The 24,191-nt window shown below is 32.8% G+C and carries 29 protein-coding genes; 19 read left to right on the top strand and 10 right to left on the bottom strand.

The window, feature by feature from the left end; genetic code table 11:
* Positions 1 to 242 precede the first annotated feature (242 nt).
* The 6 genes from mef(A) to FNZ64_RS07325 all read left to right on the top strand — a co-directional run bounded on the left by mef(A) (position 243) and on the right by FNZ64_RS07325 (position 4,420).
* Positions 243 to 1,460 carry a macrolide efflux MFS transporter Mef(A) gene (gene mef(A), locus FNZ64_RS07350; RefSeq protein WP_142414189.1) on the top strand — a complete coding sequence of 406 codons (1,218 nt, stop codon included), beginning with the start codon at positions 243 to 245 and terminating at the stop codon, positions 1,458 to 1,460.
* Positions 1,461 to 1,479: 19 nt separating this feature from the next.
* A complete protein-coding gene (locus FNZ64_RS07345; protein ID WP_027625761.1) occupies positions 1,480 to 2,334 on the top strand; it encodes a nucleotidyltransferase domain-containing protein in 855 nt (284 codons plus the stop codon).
* Positions 2,331 to 3,071 carry a class I SAM-dependent methyltransferase gene (locus FNZ64_RS07340; RefSeq protein ID WP_008766909.1) on the top strand — a complete coding sequence of 247 codons (741 nt, stop codon included), beginning with the start codon at positions 2,331 to 2,333 and terminating at the stop codon, positions 3,069 to 3,071. Before FNZ64_RS07345 ends, FNZ64_RS07340 begins: the two co-directional genes overlap by 4 nt.
* 37 nt (positions 3,072 to 3,108) lie before the next feature.
* On the top strand, positions 3,109 to 3,603 hold the full coding sequence (locus FNZ64_RS07335) for an HD domain-containing protein (RefSeq protein WP_008981870.1): 495 nt from the start codon (positions 3,109 to 3,111) through the stop codon (positions 3,601 to 3,603).
* 128 nt (positions 3,604 to 3,731) lie between these two features.
* Positions 3,732 to 4,097 carry a GrpB family protein gene (locus FNZ64_RS07330; protein WP_242855620.1) on the top strand — a complete coding sequence of 122 codons (366 nt, stop codon included), beginning with the start codon at positions 3,732 to 3,734 and terminating at the stop codon, positions 4,095 to 4,097.
* A gap of 44 nt (positions 4,098 to 4,141) precedes the next feature.
* On the top strand, positions 4,142 to 4,420 hold the full coding sequence (locus tag FNZ64_RS07325) for an AAA family ATPase (RefSeq protein ID WP_243129228.1): 279 nt from the start codon (positions 4,142 to 4,144) through the stop codon (positions 4,418 to 4,420).
* A gap of 102 nt (positions 4,421 to 4,522) precedes the next feature.
* On the opposite strand, the gene FNZ64_RS07320 is transcribed toward FNZ64_RS07325, so the two are convergent.
* From FNZ64_RS07320 to istA (FNZ64_RS07310), 3 genes are read right to left on the bottom strand one after another with little or no spacing between them, the layout of a single operon-like run.
* Complete coding sequence (locus FNZ64_RS07320) at positions 4,523 to 4,951, bottom strand: hypothetical protein (protein WP_142414188.1); 429 nt, start codon at positions 4,949 to 4,951, stop codon at positions 4,523 to 4,525.
* Positions 4,941 to 5,720 (bottom strand): IS21-like element helper ATPase IstB, encoded by a 780-nt coding sequence (istB, locus tag FNZ64_RS07315; RefSeq protein ID WP_243129226.1) that lies wholly within the window; start codon positions 5,718 to 5,720, stop codon positions 4,941 to 4,943. The genes FNZ64_RS07320 and istB (FNZ64_RS07315) overlap by 11 nt, the downstream gene beginning before the upstream one ends.
* Positions 5,717 to 7,213, bottom strand: a complete 1,497-nt coding sequence (gene istA, locus FNZ64_RS07310; protein WP_142414187.1) for an IS21 family transposase — start codon at positions 7,211 to 7,213, stop codon at positions 5,717 to 5,719. The genes istB (FNZ64_RS07315) and istA (FNZ64_RS07310) overlap by 4 nt, the downstream gene beginning before the upstream one ends.
* A 113-nt stretch (positions 7,214 to 7,326) precedes the next feature.
* Here istA (FNZ64_RS07310) and FNZ64_RS07305 point away from each other — a divergent pair, with 113 nt between their 5' ends.
* From FNZ64_RS07305 to FNZ64_RS07290, 4 genes are all read left to right on the top strand, one after another.
* On the top strand, positions 7,327 to 7,548 hold the full coding sequence (locus tag FNZ64_RS07305) for an ATP-binding protein (RefSeq protein ID WP_242624585.1): 222 nt from the start codon (positions 7,327 to 7,329) through the stop codon (positions 7,546 to 7,548).
* 777 nt (positions 7,549 to 8,325) lie between these two features.
* Complete coding sequence (locus FNZ64_RS07300) at positions 8,326 to 8,679, top strand: helix-turn-helix domain-containing protein (RefSeq protein ID WP_185903711.1); 354 nt, start codon at positions 8,326 to 8,328, stop codon at positions 8,677 to 8,679.
* Positions 8,669 to 9,424 (top strand): ImmA/IrrE family metallo-endopeptidase, encoded by a 756-nt coding sequence (locus tag FNZ64_RS07295; RefSeq protein WP_142414185.1) that lies wholly within the window; start codon positions 8,669 to 8,671, stop codon positions 9,422 to 9,424. The genes FNZ64_RS07300 and FNZ64_RS07295 overlap by 11 nt, the downstream gene beginning before the upstream one ends.
* Positions 9,417 to 9,953: a PIN domain-containing protein gene (locus FNZ64_RS07290; protein WP_142414184.1), complete on the top strand. Its 537-nt coding sequence runs from the start codon at positions 9,417 to 9,419 to the stop codon at positions 9,951 to 9,953. The genes FNZ64_RS07295 and FNZ64_RS07290 overlap by 8 nt, the downstream gene beginning before the upstream one ends.
* 91 nt (positions 9,954 to 10,044) lie before the next feature.
* Here the strand turns inward: FNZ64_RS07290 and FNZ64_RS07285 are convergent, their stop codons facing one another.
* Both FNZ64_RS07285 and FNZ64_RS07280 read right to left on the bottom strand, forming a co-directional pair.
* The gene (locus FNZ64_RS07285; RefSeq protein WP_243129227.1) at positions 10,045 to 10,767 is read right to left on the bottom strand and encodes a recombinase zinc ribbon domain-containing protein; all 723 of its coding nucleotides are present in this window, start codon (positions 10,765 to 10,767) and stop codon (positions 10,045 to 10,047) included.
* A 130-nt stretch (positions 10,768 to 10,897) separates the two neighbouring features.
* Positions 10,898 to 12,123, bottom strand: a protein-coding gene (locus tag FNZ64_RS07280; RefSeq protein ID WP_142413290.1) for an IS3 family transposase whose coding sequence is annotated in 2 segments (ribosomal slippage) — positions 10,898 to 11,832 and positions 11,832 to 12,123 — 1,227 coding nt in all. Because the reading frame shifts where the segments join, the coding sequence is not laid out codon by codon here.
* A 77-nt stretch (positions 12,124 to 12,200) separates the two neighbouring features.
* Here FNZ64_RS07280 and FNZ64_RS07275 point away from each other — a divergent pair.
* The 9 genes from FNZ64_RS07275 (at position 12,201) to FNZ64_RS07235 (ending at position 19,629) form a co-directional block, all read left to right on the top strand.
* On the top strand, positions 12,201 to 13,463 hold the full coding sequence (locus FNZ64_RS07275; protein ID WP_479723886.1) for a recombinase family protein: 1,263 nt from the start codon (positions 12,201 to 12,203) through the stop codon (positions 13,461 to 13,463).
* A gap of 128 nt (positions 13,464 to 13,591) precedes the next feature.
* Entirely contained in the window at positions 13,592 to 13,816 is a 225-nt protein-coding gene (locus tag FNZ64_RS07270) for a helix-turn-helix domain-containing protein (RefSeq protein WP_142414183.1), read from the top strand.
* Positions 13,817 to 13,834: 18 nt separating this feature from the next.
* Positions 13,835 to 14,077, top strand: a complete 243-nt coding sequence (locus FNZ64_RS07265; RefSeq protein WP_242849830.1) for a hypothetical protein — start codon at positions 13,835 to 13,837, stop codon at positions 14,075 to 14,077.
* Positions 14,074 to 14,838, top strand: coding sequence for a Crp/Fnr family transcriptional regulator (locus FNZ64_RS07260; protein ID WP_185903710.1), 765 nt, complete (start codon positions 14,074 to 14,076; stop codon positions 14,836 to 14,838). Before FNZ64_RS07265 ends, FNZ64_RS07260 begins: the two co-directional genes overlap by 4 nt.
* 149 nt (positions 14,839 to 14,987) lie before the next feature.
* Complete coding sequence (locus FNZ64_RS07255) at positions 14,988 to 15,290, top strand: hypothetical protein (RefSeq protein ID WP_047001639.1); 303 nt, start codon at positions 14,988 to 14,990, stop codon at positions 15,288 to 15,290.
* A 58-nt stretch (positions 15,291 to 15,348) separates the two neighbouring features.
* Positions 15,349 to 17,202 (top strand): heavy metal translocating P-type ATPase, encoded by a 1,854-nt coding sequence (locus tag FNZ64_RS07250; RefSeq protein WP_142414182.1) that lies wholly within the window; start codon positions 15,349 to 15,351, stop codon positions 17,200 to 17,202.
* 89 nt (positions 17,203 to 17,291) lie between these two features.
* On the top strand, positions 17,292 to 17,525 hold the full coding sequence (locus tag FNZ64_RS07245; protein WP_012658662.1) for a heavy-metal-associated domain-containing protein: 234 nt from the start codon (positions 17,292 to 17,294) through the stop codon (positions 17,523 to 17,525).
* Positions 17,526 to 18,064: 539 nt separating this feature from the next.
* Positions 18,065 to 18,418, top strand: a complete 354-nt coding sequence (locus FNZ64_RS07240; RefSeq protein WP_142414181.1) for a hypothetical protein — start codon at positions 18,065 to 18,067, stop codon at positions 18,416 to 18,418.
* Positions 18,419 to 18,834: 416 nt separating this feature from the next.
* Positions 18,835 to 19,629 (top strand): MBL fold metallo-hydrolase, encoded by a 795-nt coding sequence (locus FNZ64_RS07235; RefSeq protein ID WP_142414180.1) that lies wholly within the window; start codon positions 18,835 to 18,837, stop codon positions 19,627 to 19,629.
* Between the two features lie 222 nt (positions 19,630 to 19,851).
* On the opposite strand, the gene FNZ64_RS07230 is transcribed toward FNZ64_RS07235, so the two are convergent.
* The 5 genes from FNZ64_RS07230 to istA (FNZ64_RS07215) all read right to left on the bottom strand — a co-directional run bounded on the left by FNZ64_RS07230 (position 19,852) and on the right by istA (FNZ64_RS07215) (position 23,956).
* A complete protein-coding gene (locus FNZ64_RS07230) occupies positions 19,852 to 20,130 on the bottom strand; it encodes a hypothetical protein (RefSeq protein ID WP_142414179.1) in 279 nt (92 codons plus the stop codon).
* Positions 20,131 to 20,323: 193 nt separating this feature from the next.
* Positions 20,324 to 21,193, bottom strand: coding sequence for an IS3 family transposase (locus tag FNZ64_RS07225; protein ID WP_423244941.1), 870 nt, complete (start codon positions 21,191 to 21,193; stop codon positions 20,324 to 20,326).
* A gap of 56 nt (positions 21,194 to 21,249) precedes the next feature.
* Positions 21,250 to 21,549, bottom strand: coding sequence for a transposase (locus FNZ64_RS15110; RefSeq protein ID WP_423244936.1), 300 nt, complete (start codon positions 21,547 to 21,549; stop codon positions 21,250 to 21,252).
* A 134-nt stretch (positions 21,550 to 21,683) separates the two neighbouring features.
* On the bottom strand, positions 21,684 to 22,463 hold the full coding sequence (gene istB / locus FNZ64_RS07220) for an IS21-like element helper ATPase IstB (RefSeq protein ID WP_243129226.1): 780 nt from the start codon (positions 22,461 to 22,463) through the stop codon (positions 21,684 to 21,686).
* Positions 22,460 to 23,956: an IS21 family transposase gene (gene istA / locus FNZ64_RS07215; protein ID WP_142414177.1), complete on the bottom strand. Its 1,497-nt coding sequence runs from the start codon at positions 23,954 to 23,956 to the stop codon at positions 22,460 to 22,462. The genes istB (FNZ64_RS07220) and istA (FNZ64_RS07215) overlap by 4 nt, the downstream gene beginning before the upstream one ends.
* Positions 23,957 to 24,191: the final 235 nt, after the last annotated feature.

Genomic DNA, 24,191 nt, shown 5'->3' with positions numbered 1-24,191 from the left:
TATCCCCGATGATAGGCTTTTTTGTTGTGCTTATTTATACGATATTGAGCATTCATTAGTTACGGTGAGATATAAGTTATTTAACTATACCTTTATTTAACTATGTCTTTAATATGAATGTTTCCAAATTGTATGTATGCAGACCAAAAGCCACATTGTGGATTTAGGCCTGCATTTTTTATTGCCTAGAATGCTATTCAAAATAGAAATTCAAGCAAAATAATATGCAGGAGATAATATAAATGGAAAAATACAACAATTGGAAACTTAAGTTTTATACAATATGGGCAGGGCAGGCAGTATCATTAATCACTAGTGCCATCCTGCAAATGGCGATCATTTTTTACCTTACAGAGAAAACAGGATCTGCGATGGTCTTGTCTATGGCTTCACTAGTAGGTTTTTTACCCTATGCGGTCTTTGGACCAGCTATTGGTGTATTAGTGGATCGTCATGATAGGAAGAAGATAATGATTGGTGCTGATTTAATTATCGCAGCAGCTGGGGCAGTGCTTGCTATTGTTGCATTGTATATGGAGCTACCTATCTGGATGGTTATGGTAGTATTGTTTATCCGTAGCATTGGAACAGCTTTTCACACCCCGGCTCTCAATGCGGTTACGCCACTTTTAGTACCAGAAGAACAGCTTACGAAATGTGCAGGCTATAGTCAGTCTTTGCAGTCTATAAGCTATATTGTTAGTCCGGCGGTTGCAGCACTCTTATACTCCGTTTGGGAACTAAATGCTATTATTGCCATCGATGTATTGGGTGCTGTGATTGCATCTATTACGGGAGCAATTGTACGTATTCCTAAGCTGGGTGATCAAGTGCAAAGTTTGAAACCAAATTTCATACGAGAAATGAAAGAAGGAATGGCTGTACTACGGCAAAATAAAGGATTATTTGCTTTATTACTCGTTGGAACATTATATATGTTTGTTTATATGCCCATAAATGCTTTATATCCTTTAATCACTATGGAATATTTTAATGGTACACCGATGCATATTTCTATTACGGAGATTGCTTATGCCTCTGGTATGTTGATAGGGGGTCTATTATTAGGGTTATTTGGGAATTACCAAAAGCGAATCTTATTAATAACGGCATCCATTTTTATGATGGGGATAAGCTTAACCATTTCAGGATTACTTCCCCAAAGTGGATTTTTCATATTTGTAGTCTGCTGTGCAATAATGGGGCTTTCGGTTCCGTTTTACAGCGGTGTGCAAACAGCTCTTTTTCAGGAGAAAATTAAGCCTGAATATTTAGGACGTGTATTTTCTTTAACTGGAAGTATCATGTCTCTTGCTATGCCAATTGGGTTAATTCTTTCTGGATTCTTTGCTGATAGAATCGGTGTAAATCATTGGTTTTTACTATCAGGTATTTTAATTATTTGCATTGCAATAGTTTGCCCAATGATAACTGAGATTAGAAAATTAGATGCAAAATAAAATAAAGGAGTGTGTTCGTATGATATATAATATTATTCAATCAGTGACAGAAAAATTATCCTCTTTGCCTTATATAGAAGGCATCGTATTAGGGGGATCCCGTGCAAGAGGTACCCATACAGAGGATTCTGATATAGATATCGGAATTTATTACAATCAAGAATCATTTGACCTGACAGCGATTAACCAAATTGCTACAGAGTTGGATGATGAGAATAGAAACAACCTTGTTGTACCTCCCGGAGCGTGGGGTGATTGGATCAATGGCGGCGGATGGTTAGTTATGAACGGGTATCATGTTGATCTGATTTTACGTGATATAAAACGGGTGGAACAAATAATCAAGGATACGGAGCAAGGAATTGTTACTGCAAATTATCAGACCGGGCATCCCCATGGTTATATAAGTGCTATGTATCGTGGAGAATTGGCTATCAGCAAGATACAATATGCTAAAAATGAAAGCTTATGCGAATTAAAAAATCAGGCGGAAATTTACCCTGGTGCTCTAAAGAAGAGCTTGATAAACTTTTTTTTATTTGAAGCAGAGTTCTCTTTAATGTTTGTAAAAGCAAATGCGGGAGCAGAGGATAAATATTATATTGCAGGCCATGTTTTTCGTATTATTTCATGCTTAAATCAAGTACTATTTGCATGCAATAATGCTTATTGCATTAACGAAAAGAAAGCTATAAAACTGCTTGAAACTTTTGAATATAAACCTAAAAAATATGCCGAAAGGGTAAATCATATTTTTGAAGTACTCGGTCTTTCACTTTTTGAATGCTACGATATGACCGAGAAGCTTTATAAAGAAGTGAAAAAAATTGCAACGGAGATAAATAACTTTTTAAACGAGGGGGAATTCAGATGAAAGAAAACAAATATGATGATAATATATTTTTTCAAAAATACAGTCAAATGAGTCGCTCACAGCAGGGACTAGCCGGTGCAGGAGAATGGGAAACATTGAGAAAGCTGCTGCCGGATTTTAAAGATAAGCGTGTGCTTGATTTAGGATGCGGCTATGGATGGCACTGTATTTATGCGATGGAACACGGAGCGTCTTCTGTTGTAGGTGTTGATATTTCTCATAAAATGCTCGAGGTAGCCAAAGAAAAAACACATTTTCCACAGGTTGAATATAAATGCTGTGCTATAGAAGATGTGGAATTCCCAGAGGAGAGTTTTGATGTAATATTAAGTTCACTTGCGTTTCACTATGTAGCAGATTATGAGATTTTAGTAAAAAAGATATATAGAATACTGAAGTCTGGTGGTAAGCTAGTTTTTACGGTTGAACATCCTGTTTTTACTGCCTATGGAACACAAGACTGGCATTATAACGAAAAAGGAGAAATACTGCATTTTCCGGTGGATAATTATTATTATGAGGGCAAACGGACAGCTGTGTTTTTGGGAGAAAAGGTTACAAAATATCATAGAACACTGACCACATATCTAAATACACTGCTTTCAAATGGTTTTATAATAAATCATATTGTGGAGCCGCAGCCGCCGGAAAACATGATGGATATTCCGGGGATGCAGGATGAAATGCGCCGTCCCATGATGCTGATTGTATCGGCGAACAAAAAAGTGGATAGATAGAACTAAAACACCTATAAGGTATAAATGGAGGTAATTTATGTTTAAAGAAAAAATTATTATAGAGATGAAAGAAGTATTCAAAGAAATTCCTTTTGGCATAGAGCATACTCTCAAAGTTTTGAAAAATGCAGAAGATATAATGAAAGGAGAAAATATCGGAGAGGAAGAAAAAGAATTCATCAGTATTATTGCTATACTACATGATATTGGTGCGGTTGAAGCACAAAAAAAATACGGTTCTATTGATGGTGTCTATCAAGAAAAGGAAGGACCAGAAGTAGCGAAAGAAATATTAAAAAAGGTAGGCTATAACAAAAATATTGATAGAATATGCTTTATAATAGGCAACCATCATACTCCATCTAAAATTGATGGACTTGATTTTCAAATACAATGGGAAGCTGATTTGCTTGAAAATTTAACGGTTATGGATAAAGAAAAAGAACAGGAAAAGATAAAAAAGTGTATAGATGAAAACTTTAAAACAAACACAGGAAAAAGGATAGCTTATAATCGCTTTATTTTAGATTAGTAGTAGATTATTACAGTTATGTATTTTATATCGCAAAGAAAAAATAGTAGTTAAGTTTAACCCTAGATAATAAGCAGCAAAGGAGTGCGATAAGATGATATCTAATAATACCTCCATGCCTACAACGGATGATGAGTTGCAAAAGAATACGGTTGGTTGTTAAGGATTCTGCTGATGAGTCATCCTACGTTCCAGTGTTGGAAGCGGCCGGATATGTGCTACAGATTCGAGAACCTGACTGGTTTGAGCATCGTTTGTTTAAAGGACCGGATACCGATATTAATCTGCATGTGTTCAGTTTGGGCACATCAGAGATTGATAGAATGTTACGCTTCCGTGATTGGTTGCGGACTAATGATACTGATCGGGACAAATATGCACAAGTCAAACGAAGCTTGGCAAAGAATAAATGGAGGCATGTCCAGCACTATGCGAATGCTAAAACATCAATAGTACAGGAAATCATGAAAAGAGCGAATAGTAATAATGCTTAAGGAGAGTGTCATGTTTTCTTGGTTTGTTATAGGAGGTTATATCAATGAAAAATACAGTAGATAATTTGTCGAAAAGTAAAGTTATTTTAATGTGCGGCCCTGCGGGAGCAGGTAAATCAACACTAGCAAAAAAATTTGAAAGTACCGGGATGACAATACTATCTTATGATGAAGAATCATTCAAACGAGGTTTGAATGAACATCCTTTACCTCAGGAGGTTTTAGAAGATATTAAAACCTATCTTGATGAAAAACTAATTTCACTTATCATGCAAAACATTGATATTGTTCTCGATTATTCATTTTGGTCTAGAGAAATGTAGATTGTCAAGTAAATTTGACCCACTTTTTCAATTAAAATTGACCCATCAAGCAACCAATAAGTAATATCAAAAATATACTTATCGGTTGCTTATTTATTACTTCTAATCTAAAATATTCACTTTATATCCTGAGGAGTTTAGTAATTTCATATTAATTGAAATTTCCTTAGAACTTTGAGAAATATTGAAAAACTTGCCTAACTCCGTTAATCTATCTTTTAAAATATCAGTTAAAATATCATCAAAACTTATGTTTTTCTCATTTAAGGTACTTTGTTTATCTTTTGATATAAATTTACCTTCAAATAATTTATCTGTACTAATGAACACTTCCTCGGTTTTATTTTGAACAATATATTTTTTAGTAGCTCTGCTAAACACATAATTTGTTTCCTTGACTAAGCGCCTTTGTGCAATATTGTATGTAATATCGTAAGTATCTTCGATATATTTTTTAGCCGTAGGCTTCCCGTCATTATTAAAAATTTCAACGAACTTTTCAAAGTCAATGCTTACATTTCTATTTGGCACAATTTTCACCTCTCATTAAAAATTCCTTTACCCTATAGCTATCACCTGTTATACTTAGAATATGACAATGATGTAGCAGTCTATCGAGTATAGCGGTGGCAGCTAACTCGCTGCTAAATATTTTACTCCAATCTCCTAAGGGGATATTGGTAGTTATTATAAGAGAGTTTTTTTCGTATCTGTGGCGGATAAGTTGAAAAAATATACTCTCTTTTTCTTTATCCATCATAAAATGGCCTAACTCATCTATAATTAATAAATCAATCTTTTTAAGTTTATTAAAACTGTTTTTTAAAGTTCCTTTTTCATAGTCTCTATATAAGTTTTCAATAAGATCTTTTGCCGTGATAAATAGAACTTTCAAACCTAATTCACATGCTCTTATCCCTAAAGCGGTAGCTAAATGACTTTTACCGACACCTGGTGGTCCTATAAATATTATATTTTCTTTTTTCTCAATAAAGTTTATGTTATATAACTCCCTAACTTTTGATTCCTCAATTTTAATTTCAGCATTAAAATCAAAGGTTTCAAGCGTTTTTATTCCTTCAAATTTAGCATTTTTAATATTTCTTTCTTTTAATCTATTTAACTTTCCTTCTGTTTCTAATTCCAGTAACTTAGATAGAAATTCTCTATAAGATAACTTATTTTCAATAGCATGTTTTATAACTTCTTCATAATTCTCACCTATATCTAAGAGTTTAAATCTTTTTAAAGCTGAGTCTATATATGATCTTGATGTGTTAATTTTAGTATTTTCAATCAAATTTGACCCTCCTTTTGTTCATAGTTATATAGTTTTTCATAATAACTTAAACCTCTAACTAATTCTGAGGAATTGGTTTTATTACTATCTACCGATATTTTATTTCCAATTATATCTAAGTAGTTTTCTTTTATAACTTTTTTAATATCATTAATATCGTAGATATGATGCTTTAAACAGTATTCTAGAATAAGATTCAAGGTTTCAACGTTGTACAGTTCCTTTAATTTAAGAAAGCCCTTTGCATGAAAACTAGGCTGTTTAAGTCTTTTACTTGCTTCTGCATAATATAACTTACCACAAACAAATGTATTCTCCATTTGTCTGCGTATTTCTGGTAAAGATTTTGGGACTAAATTATTTAAATGTCCATAATGTTCATCAACAGCTACTATCCCATTAGTTTTATTAATAATTACCTCATGGCAAGCTATAACTTCTAAATTATCATTGAACACTTCTATTTTATATCCATATATTATTCTGAATTTTATCTTTTTCCCTACGTATTCTATTGGAACACTATACTTATTACCATCTACAGATATAAATGAGTCTAAGCTCACTTTTCTTTGCTTTAGTTCTTCTATAATAAATTTAGATTTTTTTACAGGTAGTAGAGTTTCAAGTTCTTCTAAGAACATTTCATTTGGTATTCTTTTAGTAGTTCCATGAACTTTATTATTCCATTCAGCAACAAATTTTTTACTTCTAAAATTTAATTCCTCCATTGATTGAAAACTATTTCCTTTGATAAATTGCTCCTCTATGTATTGATATGGCTTTTCTATTTTCCCTTTAGTCCTAGCCCTATATGGTGCACAAGCATTAAATTCAAATCCTAAAAATGTGGCCAATCTCAACGCACTTATGTTAAAGTCTACTTCGTATCCAGTATCATTATGTATAACTAATGCCTTAGGATTATCTATTAATAACTCCTTTGTTACCCCACCTAAGTCTAAGAAGAGTTCATGAATTGCTTCGTAAAGGCTTTCGCCATCCACTTTTTTACTAAATACTATAGCTTTTTTCCTAGAAGCAGCTAAAATCATTGTTATACAATATACAGTTACTAACTTTTCATTTATAAAAACCTTATATTCTGACCAATCGAATTGGGCTTGATCGCCTAAAGGAGTTTCAACTCTTCTAGTGGCTTTTGAGCTAACTTTAGTTTTCTCATCCTTTAACTTATTTAAAAATCTATACACAGGGCCGATGCTTCCAGTATATCCTTTCTTTATGAGTTCTCTAAATATTCTAGTTCCATTAAAATTATATAAGGGATCTAAGTACCACATATTTATATCATCTTTGTACTTGTCTACCTTAGTTTCATAATGGCTTCTACTATATTTAGGTTCCTCTTTTAGTTTTATTAACTTCCTTACAGTATTTCTTGATATTTTTAGCTGCCTTGCAATTTGTCTTATTGGTACTCCTTTCTTATAAAGTCTATTTACTGTAATCCAATCTTGCACTTCTTTCACCTTAACTTTTCACCCCAATCTTTTCTTTCATGATTAGGGTACATTATTATTTTTGACGGGTCAATTTTAAGTATTAAAGGTGGGTCAGTTTTAATTATAAATCAACAAGAGAAATGAGAAATGAATATATTTCATTATTAAAGAAATACGACATAGAACCCAAAATCTATTATATAAAGACACCTAAGGAAGTTGTTATGGAACGTATTCGAAAAAGAAACGGAAATCATCAAAATGATATCATATTGACGGAGCAAACAGCTTCCACTTATTATGATCATTTTCAACCCCCAACTGATGAAGAAGGTGAAGTTATAGTAGTCGAGGGATATTAATATTGTGGTTTTAGGCATGGAAATTGTACTAGATGATAAGTTTTGTCAAATTTTTTGAAAGATATACTTCCAACAAGGGGATACCAGCTTCAGGTGATATCATTATTGTCATCTCAGAGCAGGGGGTAGTATTGATTCAGCCGGAAGAATAAGTGGCGATGCAATGAAGACGATGAATGCATTATTGAAATTACAGGAAAAAAACTTACTGAAATACGTTATGTTTATTCTTTTGACAACTCTACTCAATCATGATTATGCAATTAGACACGTTATTTTTTATCATGAATGGATATGTTCCCGTCTACCGATAGTGCTAAAAACGCAGTGGATATGTTTCCGAGAACGAACATACTCAAATGACATTCATTCTGTCCTCTCAAGCCACGTTGAGTGCGTGGTACTGATGTCGAGGGTAGATAAGTAATCGGTTGAAAAAGCCTTATTTACTAGGCTTTCTAGTGTTTTGTATTATGGTACATCTATCCTGTTTTTACGAGCAAAACTAATTCGTGGAAACATATCTACTGGAAAATAACGGATAGTTTAGAAGTCAGGATAGATGTCAATTTTTATAGACTATAGGATAGATGTCATATCCTTAGGGTTGTGTGTTCAGGATAGACGTAGGCTATAGGATAGATGTCAAGGATTTGTGAGCAGGTTGGATGTTGACACAATCACAAGTTTGCATGCTTTGTCATAAATTATTTTTGAAAACATGTTGATTTTATGACAAAGATGGCATATAATAATAGTAAAGAAGGAGGTATTATTATGGACAATGCAATGTTTAGAATTAGTGAAAATATAAAGGCTTTAAGAGAGCAAAGCGGTTTTACACAAAGTAATCTTGCCAAATATTTAAATGTTGATCAAAGTTTAATATCTAAATTTGAAAAAAATGAACGATCCTTGACTTCGGATATGCTTGATAAGTTAGCTGCATTATTTGGTGTTACAACAGAGAGCTTTTGTCTAGAATCAATTCCTGCAAATCGAATTTCGTTTGCTCTAAGAGCCAGTGAGATTAACGAAGATGATTTAGAGACAATTAGTGCCATAAATAGGATTGCTTTAAATTCGAATTTTATGACACAATTGTTAGGAGGCAACGGAATTGATAGATAAATTAGATCTTTGCACAAAAGCATTAAGTTTACGAAAAGAGTTAGGTGAAGATACTACATCACCAGTCGATATTTTTTCGTTGGCACACACAATTCCACAATTAACTTTAGTTTTTTATCCAATGGGAGATCATTTAAGTGGAATGTGTATAAAGAATGATGGCAACCCAGTTATTGCCGTCAATTCTTCTATGTCTGTAGGCAGACAGCGATTCTCTATGGCTCATGAATTATTTCACTTATATTTTGATGAAAATAAACATTCGACGGTATGTTCAATGAAAATTGGGTGTGGCAATGAGGTTGAAAAGGTTGCTGACCAGTTTGCCTCCTATTTTCTTATGCCACCAGTCGCTTTATCTGAAGCAATTAAAAAGATACAAAGCAGTACATCGGATAGTTTAGGAATAAAAGAGATTGTCAAATTGGAACAATATTTTGGGGTAAGCCGGCAAGCTATGCTGTGTAGATTAATTGAAGATAACAAGTTAACCCCACAACAAGCAGATCAGTTTAGGCAAGGTGTAATACGTTCGGCTGTTAATTTAGGTTATGATGATACTCTTTATAAACCTCTTCCGGAAAACAAGCAATTTAAAACATATGGATATTATATTCAACAAGCCGAAGAGCTTTTTGAAAAAGATCTTGTTTCAACGGGTAAATATGAGCAACTTTTGCTGACTGCTTTTAGACCCGATCTTGTTTACGGTGATGAATCCGAAGGGGGCGAATTGAATGACTGATTCGCTTTTCTTCGATAGTGACTGTATTTCAGCTTTTTTATGGGTAAATCAACAGAATTTATTAAATTTACTTTATCCTGGAATGGTCGTGATTCCAAAACCAGCATATGACGAATTATCTTATCCAACTACGCCGCATTTAAAACAGCGAATTGATTTCCTGATTAACAATGGGCAAGCTAGTTTGGAAACCATCAATGTAGGCAGTGAAACTTATGCTTTGTATCAAAAACTTACAACTACACCAGATAAAGGTCATAAGATAATCGGCCCAGGAGAAGCTGCTTCTATTGCACTGGCAAAAACTAATAATGGTATTGTAGCAAGTAATAATTTAAAAGATATTAGCACATATATCAGCGAGTTCAAATTGAGGCACATTACCACTGGAGATATATTAATTGAGGCATTGGAAAAAGGCTATATTACAGAAGATGACGGAAATACAATTTGGGCTTCTATGCTTGCAAAACGTAGAAAACTAGGAGCATCATCTTTTTCTGAGTACATAAAATTAAAGGGTAAATAGTAAAGAATCCATAACAGTAAAATACTGATATGGATTCTTCTTTTTTGAAAAATTTCTTACTTTAAATCGATGTAGGGTGCTTGTTTTTGTCTTATTCCTCAATCTCAACACTAACACCAGACTTAAACTCAACTTCAAATCTATCCTCAAATACAGTAATCTTCCCAATTAACCTCCTAACCAGCTTTTCATCAAACTCCTGAATATCGGTAGGCTGTTCATTGATGAAGTTCTGCAGGTCGGTGATGCGTCCTATTTGCTCATTTCTGGTGACCGTATCAACCTCCGCCTGTTGCTTAAGTTCACGGAGCCTAAAGATTTCATCAGTAATCTCATCATAGTCTTGGCGCTTGTTTGCCATTTTAAGAAGCTCTTGTTGTAGCTCTGTAAGTTTATCATCAATACTTTCTACCGACGATACATCGGATAAGCGTACTGCTTTAGCAATGTTCTGCTGTAAGGCTTTGGTAAAGCTGTCCTTGTCGGCAATTGTCTGATTGATAGCTTTTAAGGCAATCTCCTGAAGGAGCAGCTCGTTAACCGTTCTTGCACGGCAAGGCTCCTTAATGCCGGTACTCTCTAAGCGGCTAATGCAGCGCCAGACAATAGATTTGCATCCGTGGTTGTTCCAGTGGATTCTTCTAAAAATCTCACCGCAGTCACCGCAGAATACAATCTGTGAGAAGCAGTGGTTTGAGCTAAAGCTTCGTTTCTTACCATTACTGCTGGTATGAACCACGCGCCTGCGCACTAGTTCCTCTTGAACAATCATGTAAATATCTCTTGGAATAATGGCGGGGTGGTTATCTTCCACATAGTATTGAGGAACTGTACCGGATTAACCCCTTTATTTTGGACAAACTCTATTAAATTCTCGCTATTACTTCAATTTTCATGCCATCATAAGTTATAGGCTTAATTCATTTACTATGTATTTTTATACACTATAACTTAACTGTCATCCATTCTAGAGTTTCTCCAGAATAAAGGTTATAAAATTCACTTGGAGTCTTATATCCTAAGCTTGAATGAATTCTACGGTTATTATATCTTTTCATAAATTCATCTACACTTATAAATGCTTCTTTATAATCATTAAATTCATTAACACTAAAACACTCATCCTCTAATATTCTGTGAAAAGATTCAATATGGGCATTCTTATTTGGTGTTCTAACAGGTATTCTCTCATGATGGATACCCAAAATTTCACAAGTCTCTTTGAAGGTATTACTAATAAACTGTGGACCATTATCAGTTCTTACCACAGGTAATTCAATATCCTTTTGAAATAAATTTCTTTTAATAAGACAGCGCCTAAGGGTAGCTGCGGTATCTTTAGCATCACAACTTAATCCCATATGATAGTCAATTAATGTTCTGTCAAATACATCAATTACATTTAGTAAGAAGAAAAATCTATCTTCTCCTTTTATATAGCCGTATTTAATATCTAGCTCCCAAACATTGTTTGAAGAGTTTACTTTTCTATTTATAGCAATACTCTTCTTAACTTTATCTTTAACTTTTCTCTGAGGCCTTAGTAAATCTAACTCTTTGCATAATCTATATGCTTTCTTATGGTTCAATACAAGCTTATATTCACGCTTGAGGTGTTCTTTTATCTTTCTATATCCATAAAACTCTGCATCTCCATTTATTGATTCTATTATCCATTCTTTTATTTGTTCATCACAAACTTTATCACCACTAAGATTAAATGAATATCCAGGAGCAGGTTTACCTACAGGTTTCTTTTTTATCTTATCTTTATTGGCAATATTATAGTAATAAGTTGATTTGCCTAATTTTATAATCTTAAGTACTAATAATGCACAATATCCTTGTGATATATATTTTTCACAAATTTCTACTTTATCTTTAATTGAGGGTTTACTTTTTTTAATAAGTCTCTAAGTATTGAAATTTCAAGATCTTTCTCACCTAACAGTTTCTTTAAATGATCATTTTCTTGCTCTTTTTCTTTAAGTTCTTTAGTTATTTCTTTTCCCTCAATTAAAGTTGATGATAAACCTTGTTTTTTTATCCATCCATTGACCGTTGATCTTGCAATTCCATGCTTACGTGCAACTATACCAATATCTTTTACATTATTAACTTCCTTAATGATTTGGGATTTAAACTCTTCTGTATAATTCTTCTTTTTCATGTATAATCACTCCTGACAATATTATTATATTTTACATAACAGATATTGTCCAATATCATTTAGGGGCTTAAGAGGTTATTACAAAATCCATCAGCCGATTTGCGCGTAACACCTTAGACTGCCTTCAATACATTAGACAGCTCAAGGATAAAAACATATCCGTTTATTTTGAAAAAGAGAACATCAACACAATGGATGCCAAAGGTGAGGTTTTGCTGACTATTATGGCATCTCTAGCACAACAGGAAAGCCAGAGCCTTTCACAAAACGTTAAGCTTGGCCTACAGTACCGATACCAACAAGGCAAGGTGCAGGTCAACCATAAGCGATTTATGGGCTACACGAAAGATGAAGATGGAAATTTAATTATTGTCCCCGAAGAAGCTGAGATTATCAAACGCATCTACCGAGAATACCTTGAAGGTCAGAGTCTAGTGGGTATTGGTCGAGGTCTTGAAAAGGATGGTATTTTAACAGCAGCGGGAAAACCAAGATGGCGACCGGAATCAGTTAAAAAAATCCTCCAAAACGAAAAATACATCGGAGATGCCCTCTTACAAAAGACTGTTACTGTAGATTTTCTAACCAAGAAACGAGTTAAGAATGAAGGTCATCTTCCCCAGTATTATGTTGAAAATAGCCATGAGGCGATTATTCCTAAAGAGTTATTTTTGCAGGTGCAGGAAGAGATTCATCGAAGAAGCAATATCTACACAGGAGAAGGCAAGAACAAACGAATTTATAGTAGCAAGTACGCTTTAAGTGCCATTACCTTCTGTGGAGATTGTGGCGATATTTATAGGAGAACATATTGGAATATTCATGGTAGAAAAGAATTTGTCTGGCGATGCGTGACTAGAATCGAGCAAGGTCCTGAAGTTTGTAAGAACCGAACCGTAAAAGAAGATGAACTCTATGGTGCTGTAATGACCGCAATTAATAAGCTGCTTGCAGGTGGCAATAACATGATAAAAACCTTGGAAGAAAATATTCATGCGGTGATTGGCGAAACGACAGAGTACCAAATTTCAGAGATTAACAACTCACTAGAGGAAAAACAAAAAGAACTCATCAAGCTGGCTAATAAGGGGCAAGACTATGAATATCTAGCAGACGAGATTGATGAACTGCGAGATAAGCTACAGACCCTTTTAGTAGAAGACGCCTCTCTTAGTGGCGAAAATGAGCGAATCGATGAGTTGATTGAATTTATCCGCAAGCACAAATTCCGCACCTTAGAATATGACGATAAGCTTGTGAGGAAGATAATCCAGAACGTTACAGTCTATGAAGACCGCTTCATCATAGTCTTTAAATCTGGCATCGAAATGGAAATATGAAAACCAGAAGTAAATAGCCCATGCCTCTGAAGTAGAGTTGTGGGTTTTCTTTTACTTGCTGATTATAATAATTGTATTTATCAACCAAACGGTTTATAATATTCTTAGCGTAAACTTGGAGGTGCTGTATGACTACGGCAGAAATGATTAAAGAACTGTGTGAGCAAATGAATATAAGTGTTTCCGAACTTGCTAGACGTATTGGACAGACACCACAAAATTTCAACAAGAAATTGAAGCGAGAAACAGTAACCTTGGATGAGTTGAAAGCCATCGCAGATGTACTGGGTGTCAGGTTTGAGCAGGCATTTGTTTTACCTGATGGTGATGAGATAAAAATATCTAACGAATAAAGGAGGCGGTCTAATATAATGATTAGTCCGGAAAGTTACTATGAAGAGTATCTCAAAGGAAAGACAAAGGAAGAAATAATGACCGCCATCCGAGGACTTAAGCAAGAAATAGGACGTCTAAAAAGTACACTGGAAAATCCTGACTATGATGATAACGCAATTATTCATCCGGATAAGTTTACCTGCATTTACTGGACTCGTGGGTACTTGGAAAAAGCTAAAGAGACCTTAAGAGAGAATATGAAAGGGGCATTCAAATGAAAAAAAAGGATTTGATGCATGAAATTAAAAATCAATATATAGAAAAACAAGGGTATCACGATGTTACTCACACTCATCATCAAGGACATGAGTCAGCTTCACACGCTTCATGTATCACTGTAGTTCCGATCTTTAATCATTTAGAAGGAGAACAGATGGAGGAAATTATGAAAGTAACACAATCGACCTCTTTTAAAAAGGGTGAAGTAATTTACCGAGAGGGAGATATATCCGACTTGTTATATATTGTAAGTAAAGGGAAAATTCGAATTTACCGTTCGTCTGAATCAGGAAAAGAACAATTAGTGAGAATATTAAATCCAGGCGATTTCACTGGAGAGCTTGCCTTGTTTCGCGAATCAATTCAGGAAGCATATGCAGAAGCAATGAGTGATACCGATGTATGTATGATTAGTAGAAATGATTTGCAAGAATTTTTATTAAAGTACCCTACTATATCTTTGAAGATTTTATCGGAATTCTCTAACCGATTAGAAACATCAGAAAAACAAACAACTAGATTTGCCACAGAGAAGGTAGATACTAGATTAGCACTGTTTCTTGCAGAATGCATGGAAAGCGGAGATGGTCCAATGGAAATTGAATTGCCAATGAGTAAAAAGGATTTAGCCTCTTATCTAGGAACTACTCCAGAAACTATTAGTAGAAAGTTAGCTGACCTTGAAAATGAAGGATATATAAAACAAAAATCAGGTAGAAGGATTGAGATTTTAGATTTAGATGGATTGTTGTTGGTATAGATGTGATAATATAAAGTAAAATAGTAGTAAAAATTATTAAAACATTTAAAAAAGACTAAACTTGATTTAGATCAATTTAATTTCTTTCAATCTATAGTATTATATAATCAAGATAAAGAAAAAATAAAACAAGAAAGAAGGAAAAAAATATGTCAAGACAATTAAATTTTAATCAAGTAAAGGAAACTCATTTAAAAACATTAGCACAATATGTTCCAGTTGTAGCAAAAGTTCATGGAGGAAATCATCCAGAATTCTACCAGGTTCGTAAAGTATATGATGAACTTGCAAAGAAAGCAAAAGATGCGGGAGTAGAAAAGCCGGATTTAAAAGAGGAGTTTGTAAAATTACGTGAAATCACAGATAATTATACAGTTCCAGGTGATGTATGCGAAAGTTATGAAGCAGTATATAACATGTTAGCAGAATTAGATAAAGCATATGAAGCATAAAAGAAAACAAACAAAGTAATGGAAAGATATAAATAATCTAATAGGGAGGAGTATGAATGTGCAAAAATTTATATTAGGAAGAAAAAACCATATTACAATAGTAAGTGCAATTTTAATAATAATTGCATTTGTCAGTAAATTAGGCTTCGAAAACGAACAAATAGCCATATGGGCATTAGTAATTGCTTCAATTTTGGGAGTTTCACCTATTGCGATTCAAGCGTATCAAGCATTAAAAGTCAAAGTAGTTAGTATTGATGTTTTAGTTACCATTGCAGTTATCGGAGCCTTTATAGTTAGAAACTACGAAGAATCAGCAATTGTTACATTTTTATTTCTATTTGGAGCTTATCTAGAACAAAGGACACTTAATAAAACACGTTCTGCAATTAAAGAATTAACTCAAATGGCACCAGAAAGTGCCTTAAAACAAGTGGAAAATGGTGAGTTTGAAGAAGTAGAAATAGATGAAGTTGATGTAGGAGATATTTTGCTTGTTAAAACGGGTGCAAAAATCCCAGTTGACGGTACAGTGTTAACAGGAGAAGGGCATATTAATGAAGCAAGTATTACAGGAGAAGCGGTTCCTGTAAGTAAAAAGAAAGGTTCAGGGGTATATGCCGGAACAATTTTAGAAAATGGAACTATTCAAATCACTGCTGATCGTGTAGGTGAGGATACTACTTTTGGTAAAATCATTGAGTTGGTTGAAGAAGCACAGGATTCAAAATCAGAAGCAGAACGTTTCATTGATAGATTTTCTAAATACTACACACCAGCTGTTTTAGTTCTCTCTTTTATTGTATGGATATTTTCAAGGGATATTGAACTTGCAATTACAATATTAGTTTTAGGGTGTCCAGGAGCATTGGTAATCGGTGTACCGGTTTCAAACGTCGCGGGGATTGGCAATGGAGCACGTCATGGAGTCCTTCTAAAAGGTAGCGAGGTTATTAGTGACTTTAGCAGACTAGATACCATGGTATTTGACAAAACAGGTACATTAACAATAGGAAATCCCAAAGTAGCTGATAAGGAAATTTATGCAGATAATGTATATGAAGTATTAGGGTATCTAGCAAGTGTTGAAAAGGAATCAGATCATCCATTAGCAAAAGCAGTTGTAGAATATATTGGAGATATAAAATTATATACAGTTGAAAAAACAGATGTTGTAAAAGGTGGAGGAATTGTAGCTCATGTAGAAGGTCATAAAGTTGCAGTCGGTAATGTGGCACTAATGGAGCAAGAAAATATTCTTTTAAGTGAAAAAGCTCGTGCAGATATTGCCAGATTTGAGAAAAATGGAAATTCACTTGTTTTAACATCAGTTGATGGTGAATTAAAAGCATTGATGGGTATTCGTGATCAAATTCGCCCGGGTGTAAAAGATGATCTTAAAAAGTTGAAAAAACTTGGTGTTAAAAATCTAGTAGTTCTTTCTGGTGATAACCAAGGAACAGTTGATTTAGTAGCACGTGAACTAGGACTTACAGAAGCTCATGGACATATGTTGCCAGAAGATAAAGCAACATATATTAAAGAGTTACAAGAAAAAGGTCAAATTGTGGCATTTGTTGGAGATGGAGTAAATGATAGTCCTTCACTAGCTCTAGCACAAATTGGAATTGCTATGGGAAATGGAACAGATGTAGCAATCGAAACTTCAGATGTTGTTTTAATGAATTCAGATTTCAGCCGCTTGCCACATGCATTAGGTTTAACAAAAGCAACCGCTAATAACATGCTTCAAAATATTATTATTGCAGTAGGGGTTGTATTAGTCCTTCTTGCCAGCGTATTCTTTAGTGAATGGATGAACATGTCAATCGGTATGTTAGTACATGAAGCAAGTATATTAGTAGTTATTTTAAATGGTATGAGACTTCTTCGCTATAAATTAAGAAAATAAAAATAAATAAAATTCTTGATGTAAATCAATTTATTATAGATAATAATAGTATATAATACAATTAACATAAACTAAAGGAGAGATGAAAAATGCAAAAAGCAACAATTCAGTTAGAAACATTAACATGTCCGTCTTGTATGCAAAAAATAGAGAATGGTGTGAAATCTTTGGACGGGGTAAGTAAAGAGAGTTTAAAAGTACTATTTAATTCAAGCAAGGTGAGGGTGGAATTTGACGATGAAAAAGTATCTATAAAAGACATTGAACATGTTATCGACAAATTAGGTTATGAAGTATTAAAATCCCAGGTCAAAAATATTTAAGTAACGAACCACTTAAGTTTATATGGGAGATAGTGTTTGGGAAGCATTTTTTCCTAAGAACTGTATTAGAGGAGCTATGTAATAAAACCATACTTTGACTGATATGTTCTCACATACGAATTCCCTCTGTGGATATGTTTCCACAGAGGGAATTTTCGATAAAAGCATTTGAGCCAATATTTCTTGACAGCTATGAATTCATCTCAAAACATGTTGAGAGTATAATTCTGATGACGTATTGTGGTGACAAGAAGAAATAAGGTAACTTAACCACAATATATAGTGGTTTGAGGATGAAAATCGGGTCAAAAATCGGTGAAAAAACACCGTTTTTTGACCCTTAAAAATAGGGTGTTTTATAGATGACATTGGATAATTGGAGTGATGACAGAGGAAAATAGGAAATCTAAGTTGATAAATCGATGGATAAATTATATTATATAGTGTAGAAAAGCAGAGTAATGAAACATGAATTATATATAGGCAATTAGACAAATAGGAATTTGTAGGAGAGATTATTTATGTTTTGTAAGGTAATAATGCGGAAATTTTTCAATGAAATCAGACAACCAGTTACAATATCAATCACTAAAAAAATATTATATTCTGTTCTAATATTTGCAGTTGGAATAGCACTTGGCATAGTATCAAAGATATTAGATGAAACAGCCAGTAATTCATTGCCATATGTCCTTCAGATGTTGGATTTGAGAAACTTCTTTTCACGCATGGGTGTTTGGCTCTTTTGTGGAATCTGTATTGCTATGTACTCTAAATCTTTCAAGCGAGCAGCCTTGAATAGCTTTTTATTCTTTGTCGGGATGGTAAGCAGTTATTATGCCTATACTATTATGATTGTAGGATTTTATCCCAAGTCATATATGATGATTTAGTTTGCAATGACCGTAGTATCGCCTTTCTTAGGAGCAATATGTTGGTATGCTAAAGGAACGCATATTATATCAATTTGTATTTCGGCAATTATTTTTATGGTGATGACACGACAAGCATTCAATTTTGGTTTTTGGTATCTTGATATAAGTTATTTTTTAGAATTACTTCTATGGGGAGCAACTATATTTGTTTTATACGAGAAATCAAAACAGATTTTAACAGTTTTAAGTATTGGAATAATCTTGTTTTTTATAACATCACAATTACACTTGCTTGGAGGAATGTTATAAAGTAAGGGATGTTGTGTGAAATGAACAGCTCTTCATTTCGCCAAATTCCAATATGTAAACTAAAAATAGTAATTTATCGGGCAGTCTTGAAAGTGATTGTTTATATGGTATGGGGAGGAAGCGGTATGAAGATTACAGCGTTAGTTGAGAATCAATCTAAGTGTGAATTAAAGGCTAAACATGGCTTATCGTTATATATTGAAACGCAAAAACATAAAATTTTATTTGATTTGGGCCCTGACAATACTGTTTTTAATAACGCCAAAATAAGAGGTATCGATATTTCTATGGTTGATACAGTTATTATCTCACATGGACACATGGATCACGGTGGAGCTTTGAAACGTTTTTTGCAAATCAACTCAACTGCTAAGATATATGTGCAGAAAAAAGCATTTGAGCCACACTATTCTAAGCTCCTTTTTTTGAAAGTAAGTGTTGGTATAGACGAGAACCTAGCAAACCATCCGCAAATTGCTTTAATCGAAGGCGACTTTCAGATTGATGATGAATTGAGTGTGTTTACTGTAAGTCATACAGATAAATATTATTCAAATGCGAATGATGCATTGTATGCGAAAGGGAAGAAAGATGATTTTACACACGAACACAACTTAGTCATCAGAGAAAATCAAATAGCTGTTATTATGGGTTGCGGTCATTCAGGTATTGTAAATATTATGGAGAAGGCAAAGCTATATAACCCACAGTTATGCGTTGGTGGTTATCATTTGTTCAATCCATTGACGAAGAAAACTGTATCTACCAGATTATTGAATGGTATTGCAAAGGAATTGCAAAAGTATCCTAAAACCCAATTCTTTACTTGTCATTGTACAGGGGTAGAAGCATTTCAAGTTCTATCTCAGCAAATGCCCAATTTATTTTACCTGTCATGTGGAGAAACAGTTGAAGCCTAAATCAGAAGAATTATGAGGATAATACCAATTTTACAAAATACAACTTATCGATAAAATTATGGAACAATTAAAAAAGCAAAATTTATTTATTATATATCAGTAAGCCTTGCATTAGTGTAGATTGTCAAGTAAATTTGACCCACTTTTTTAATTAAAATTGACCCATCAAGCAACCAATAAGTAATATCAAAAATATACTTATTGGTTGCTTATTTATTACTTCTAATCTAAAATATTCACTTTATATCCTGAGGAGTTTAGTAATTTCATATTAATTGAAATTTCCTTAGAACTTTGAGAAATATTGAAAAACTTGCCTAACTCCGTTAATCTATCTTTTAAAATATCAGTTAAAATATCATCAAAACTTATGTTTTTATCATTTAAGGTACTTTGTTTATCTTTTGATATAAATTTACCTTCAAATAATTTATCTGTACTAATGAACACTTCCTCGGTTTTATTTTGAACAATATATTTTTTAGTAGCTCTGCTAAACACATAATTTGTTTCCTTGACTAAGCGCCTTTGTGCAATATTGTATGTAATATCGTAAGTATCTTCGATATATTTTTTAGCCGTAGCGGATTAACCCCTTTATTTTGGACAAACTCTATTAAATTCTCGCTATTACTTCAATTTTCATGCCATCATAAGTTATAGGCTTAATTCATTTACTATGTATTTTTATACACTATAACTTAACTGTCATCCATTCTAGAGTTTCTCCAGAATAAAGGTTATAAAATTCACTTGGAGTCTTATATCCTAAGCTTGAATGAATTCTACGGTTATTATATCTTTTCATAAATTCATCTACACTTATAAATGCTTCTTTATAATCATTAAATTCATTAACACTAAAACACTCATCCTCTAATATTCTGTGAAAAGATTCAATATGGGCATTCTTATTTGGTGTTCTAACAGGTATTCTCTCATGATGGATACCCAAAATTTCACAAGTCTCTTTGAAGGTATTACTAATAAACTGTGGACCATTATCAGTTCTTACCACAGGTAATTCAATATCCTTTTGAAATAAATTTCTTTTAATAAGACAGCGCCTAAGGGTAGCTGCGGTATCTTTAGCATCACAACTTAATCCCATATGATAGTCAATTAATGTTCTGTCAAATACATCAATTACATTTAGTAAGAAGAAAAATCTATCTTCTCCTTTTATATAGCCGTATTTAATATCTAGCTCCCAAACATTGTTTGAAGAGTTTACTTTTCTATTTATAGCAATACTCTTCTTAACTTTATCTTTAACTTTTCTCTGAGGCCTTAGTAAATCTAACTCTTTGCATATTCTATATGCTTTCTTATGGTTCAATACAATCTTATATTCACGCTTGAGGTGTTCTTTTATCTTTCTATATCCATAAAACTCTGCATCTCCATTTATTGATTCTATTATCCATTCTTTTATTTGTTCATCACAAACTTTATCACCACTAAGATTAAATGAATATCCAGGAGCAGGTTTACCTACAGGTTTCTTTTTTATCTTATCTTTATTGGCAATATTATAGTAATAAGTTGATTTGCCTAATTTTATAATCTTAAGTACTAATAATGCACAATATCCTTGTGATATATATTTTTCACAAATTTCTACTTTATCTTTAATTGAGGGTTTACTTTTTTTAATAAGTCTCTAAGTATTGAAATTTCAAGATCTTTCTCACCTAACAGTTTCTTTAAATGATCATTTTCTTGCTCTTTTTCTTTAAGTTCTTTAGTTATTTCTTTTCCCTCAATTAAAGTTGATGATAAACCTTGTTTTTTTATCCATCCATTGACCGTTGATCTTGCAATTCCATGCTTACGTGCAACTATACCAATATCTTTTACATTATTAACTTCCTTAATGATTTGGGATTTAAACTCTTCTGTATAATTCTTCTTTTTCATGTATAATCACTCCTGACAATATTATTATATTTTACATAACAGATATTGTCCAATATCATTTAGGGGCTTAAGAGGTAGGCTTCCCGTCATTATTAAAAATTTCAACGAACTTTTCAAAGTCAATGCTTACATTTCTATTTGGCACAATTTTCACCTCTCATTAAAAATTCCTTTACCCTATAGCTATCACCTGTTATACTTAGAATATGACAATGATGTAGCAGTCTATCGAGTATAGCGGTGGCAGCTAACTCGCTGCTAAATATTTTACTCCAATCTCCTAAGGGGATATTGGTAGTTATTATAAGAGAGTTTTTTTCGTATCTGTGGCGGATAAGTTGAAAAAATATACTCTCTTTTTCTTTATCCATCATAAAATGGCCTAACTCATCTATAATTAATAAATCAATCTTTTTAAGTTTATTAAAACTGTTTTTTAAAGTTCCTTTTTCATAGTCTCTATATAAGTTTTCAATAAGATCTTTTGCCGTGATAAATAGAACTTTCAAACCTAATTCACATGCTCTTATCCCTAAAGCGGTAGCTAAATGACTTTTACCGACACCTGGTGGTCCTATAAATATTATATTTTCTTTTTTCTCAATAAAGTTTATGTTATATAACTCCCTAACTTTTGATTCCTCAATTTTAATTTCAGCATTAAAATCAAAGGTTTCAAGCGTTTTTATTCCTTCAAATTTAGCATTTTTAATATTTCTTTCTTTTAATCTATTTAACTTTCCTTCTGTTTCTAATTCCAGTAACTTAGATAGAAATTCTCTATAAGATAACTTATTTTCAATAGCATGTTTTATAACTTCTTCATAATTCTCACCTATATCTAAGAGTTTAAATCTTTTTAAAGCTGAGTCTATATATGATCTTGATGTGTTAATTTTAGTATTTTCAATCAAATTTGACCCTCCTTTTGTTCATAGTTATATAGTTTTTCATAATAACCTAAACCTCTAACTAATTCTGAGGAATTGGTTTTATTACTATCTACCGATATTTTATTTCCAATTATATCTAAGTAGTTTTCTTTTATAACTTTTTTAATATCACTTATATCGTAGATATGATGCTTTAAACAGTATTCTAGAATAAGATTCAAGGTTTCAACATTATATAGTTCCTTTAATTTAAGGAAGCCTTTTGCATGAAAACTAGGTTGTTTAAGCCTTTTACTTGCTTCCTCATAATATAACTTACCATAGGCAAATGTATTCTCCATTTGTCTACGTATTTCTGGTAAAGATTTTGGGACTAGATTATTTAAATGTCCATAATATTCATCAACAGCTACTATTCCTTTAGCTTTATTAATAATAACTTCATGAAAAGCTATAACTTCTAAATTATCATTAAACACCTCTATTTTATATCCATATATTATTCTGAATTTTACCTTTTTCCCTACATATTCTATTGGAACACTATACTTATTACCATCTACAGATATAAATGAGTCTAAACTTACTTTTCTTTGCTTTAGTTTTTCTATAATAAATTTAGATTTTTTTACAGGTAGTAGCGTTTCAAGTTCTTCTAAGAACATTTCATTTGGTATTCTTTTAGTAGTTCCATGAACTTTATTATTCCATTCAGCAACAAATTTTTTACCTCTAAAATTTAATTCCTCCATTGATTGAAAACTATTTCCTTTGATAAATTGCTCCTCTATGTATTGATATGGCTTTTCTATTTTCCCTTTAGTCCTAGCTCTATATGGTGCACAAGCATTAAATTCAAATCCTAAAAATGTGGCCAATCTCAACGCACTTATGTTAAAGTCTACTTCGTATCCAGTATCATTATGTATAACTAATGCCTTAGGATTATCTATTAATAACTCCTTTGTTACCCCACCTAAGTCTAAGAAGAGTTCATGAATTGCTTCGTAAAGGCTTTCGCCATCCACTTTTTTACTAAATACTATAGCTTTTTTCCTAGAAGCAGCTAAAATCATTGTTATACAATATACAGTTACTAACTTTTCATTTATAAAAACCTTATATTCTGACCAATCGAATTGGGCTTGATCGCCTAAAGGAGTTTCAACTCTTCTAGTGGCTTTTGAGCTAACTTTAGTTTTCTCATCCTTTAACTTATTTAAAAATCTATACACAGGGCCGATGCTTCCAGTATATCCTTTCTTTATGAGTTCTCTAAATATTCTAGTTCCATTAAAATTATATAAGGGATCTAAGTACCACATATTTATATCATCTTTGTACTTGTCTACCTTAGTTTCATAATGGCTTCTACTATATTTAGGTTCCTCTTTTAGTTTTATTAACTTCCTTACAGTATTTCTTGATATTTTTAGCTGCCTTGCAATTTGTCTTATTGGTACTCCTTTCTTATAAAGTCTATTTACTGTAATCCAATCTTGCACTTCTTTCACCTTAACTTTTCCCCCCAATCTTTTCTTTCATGATTAGGGTACATTATTATTTTTGACGGGTCAATTTTAAGTATTAAAGGTGGGTCAGTTTTAATTATAAATCAACAATATCCCCTGTACCTAAAGAGCATAAAAAGTTGATTACAGTGTGCACAGAATTTTAGATGGGAATATATTTTGACGTGAGAGAATACTTTCGTGTTATCTTCAGTTATTCTTCGAATAGATAGAGTTA

The organism is Hathewaya massiliensis (assembly GCF_902143515.1).
Classification (GTDB): domain Bacteria; phylum Bacillota; class Clostridia; order Clostridiales; family Clostridiaceae; genus Hathewaya; species Hathewaya massiliensis.
This window is presented reverse-complemented; position numbering and strand designations above follow the sequence as displayed.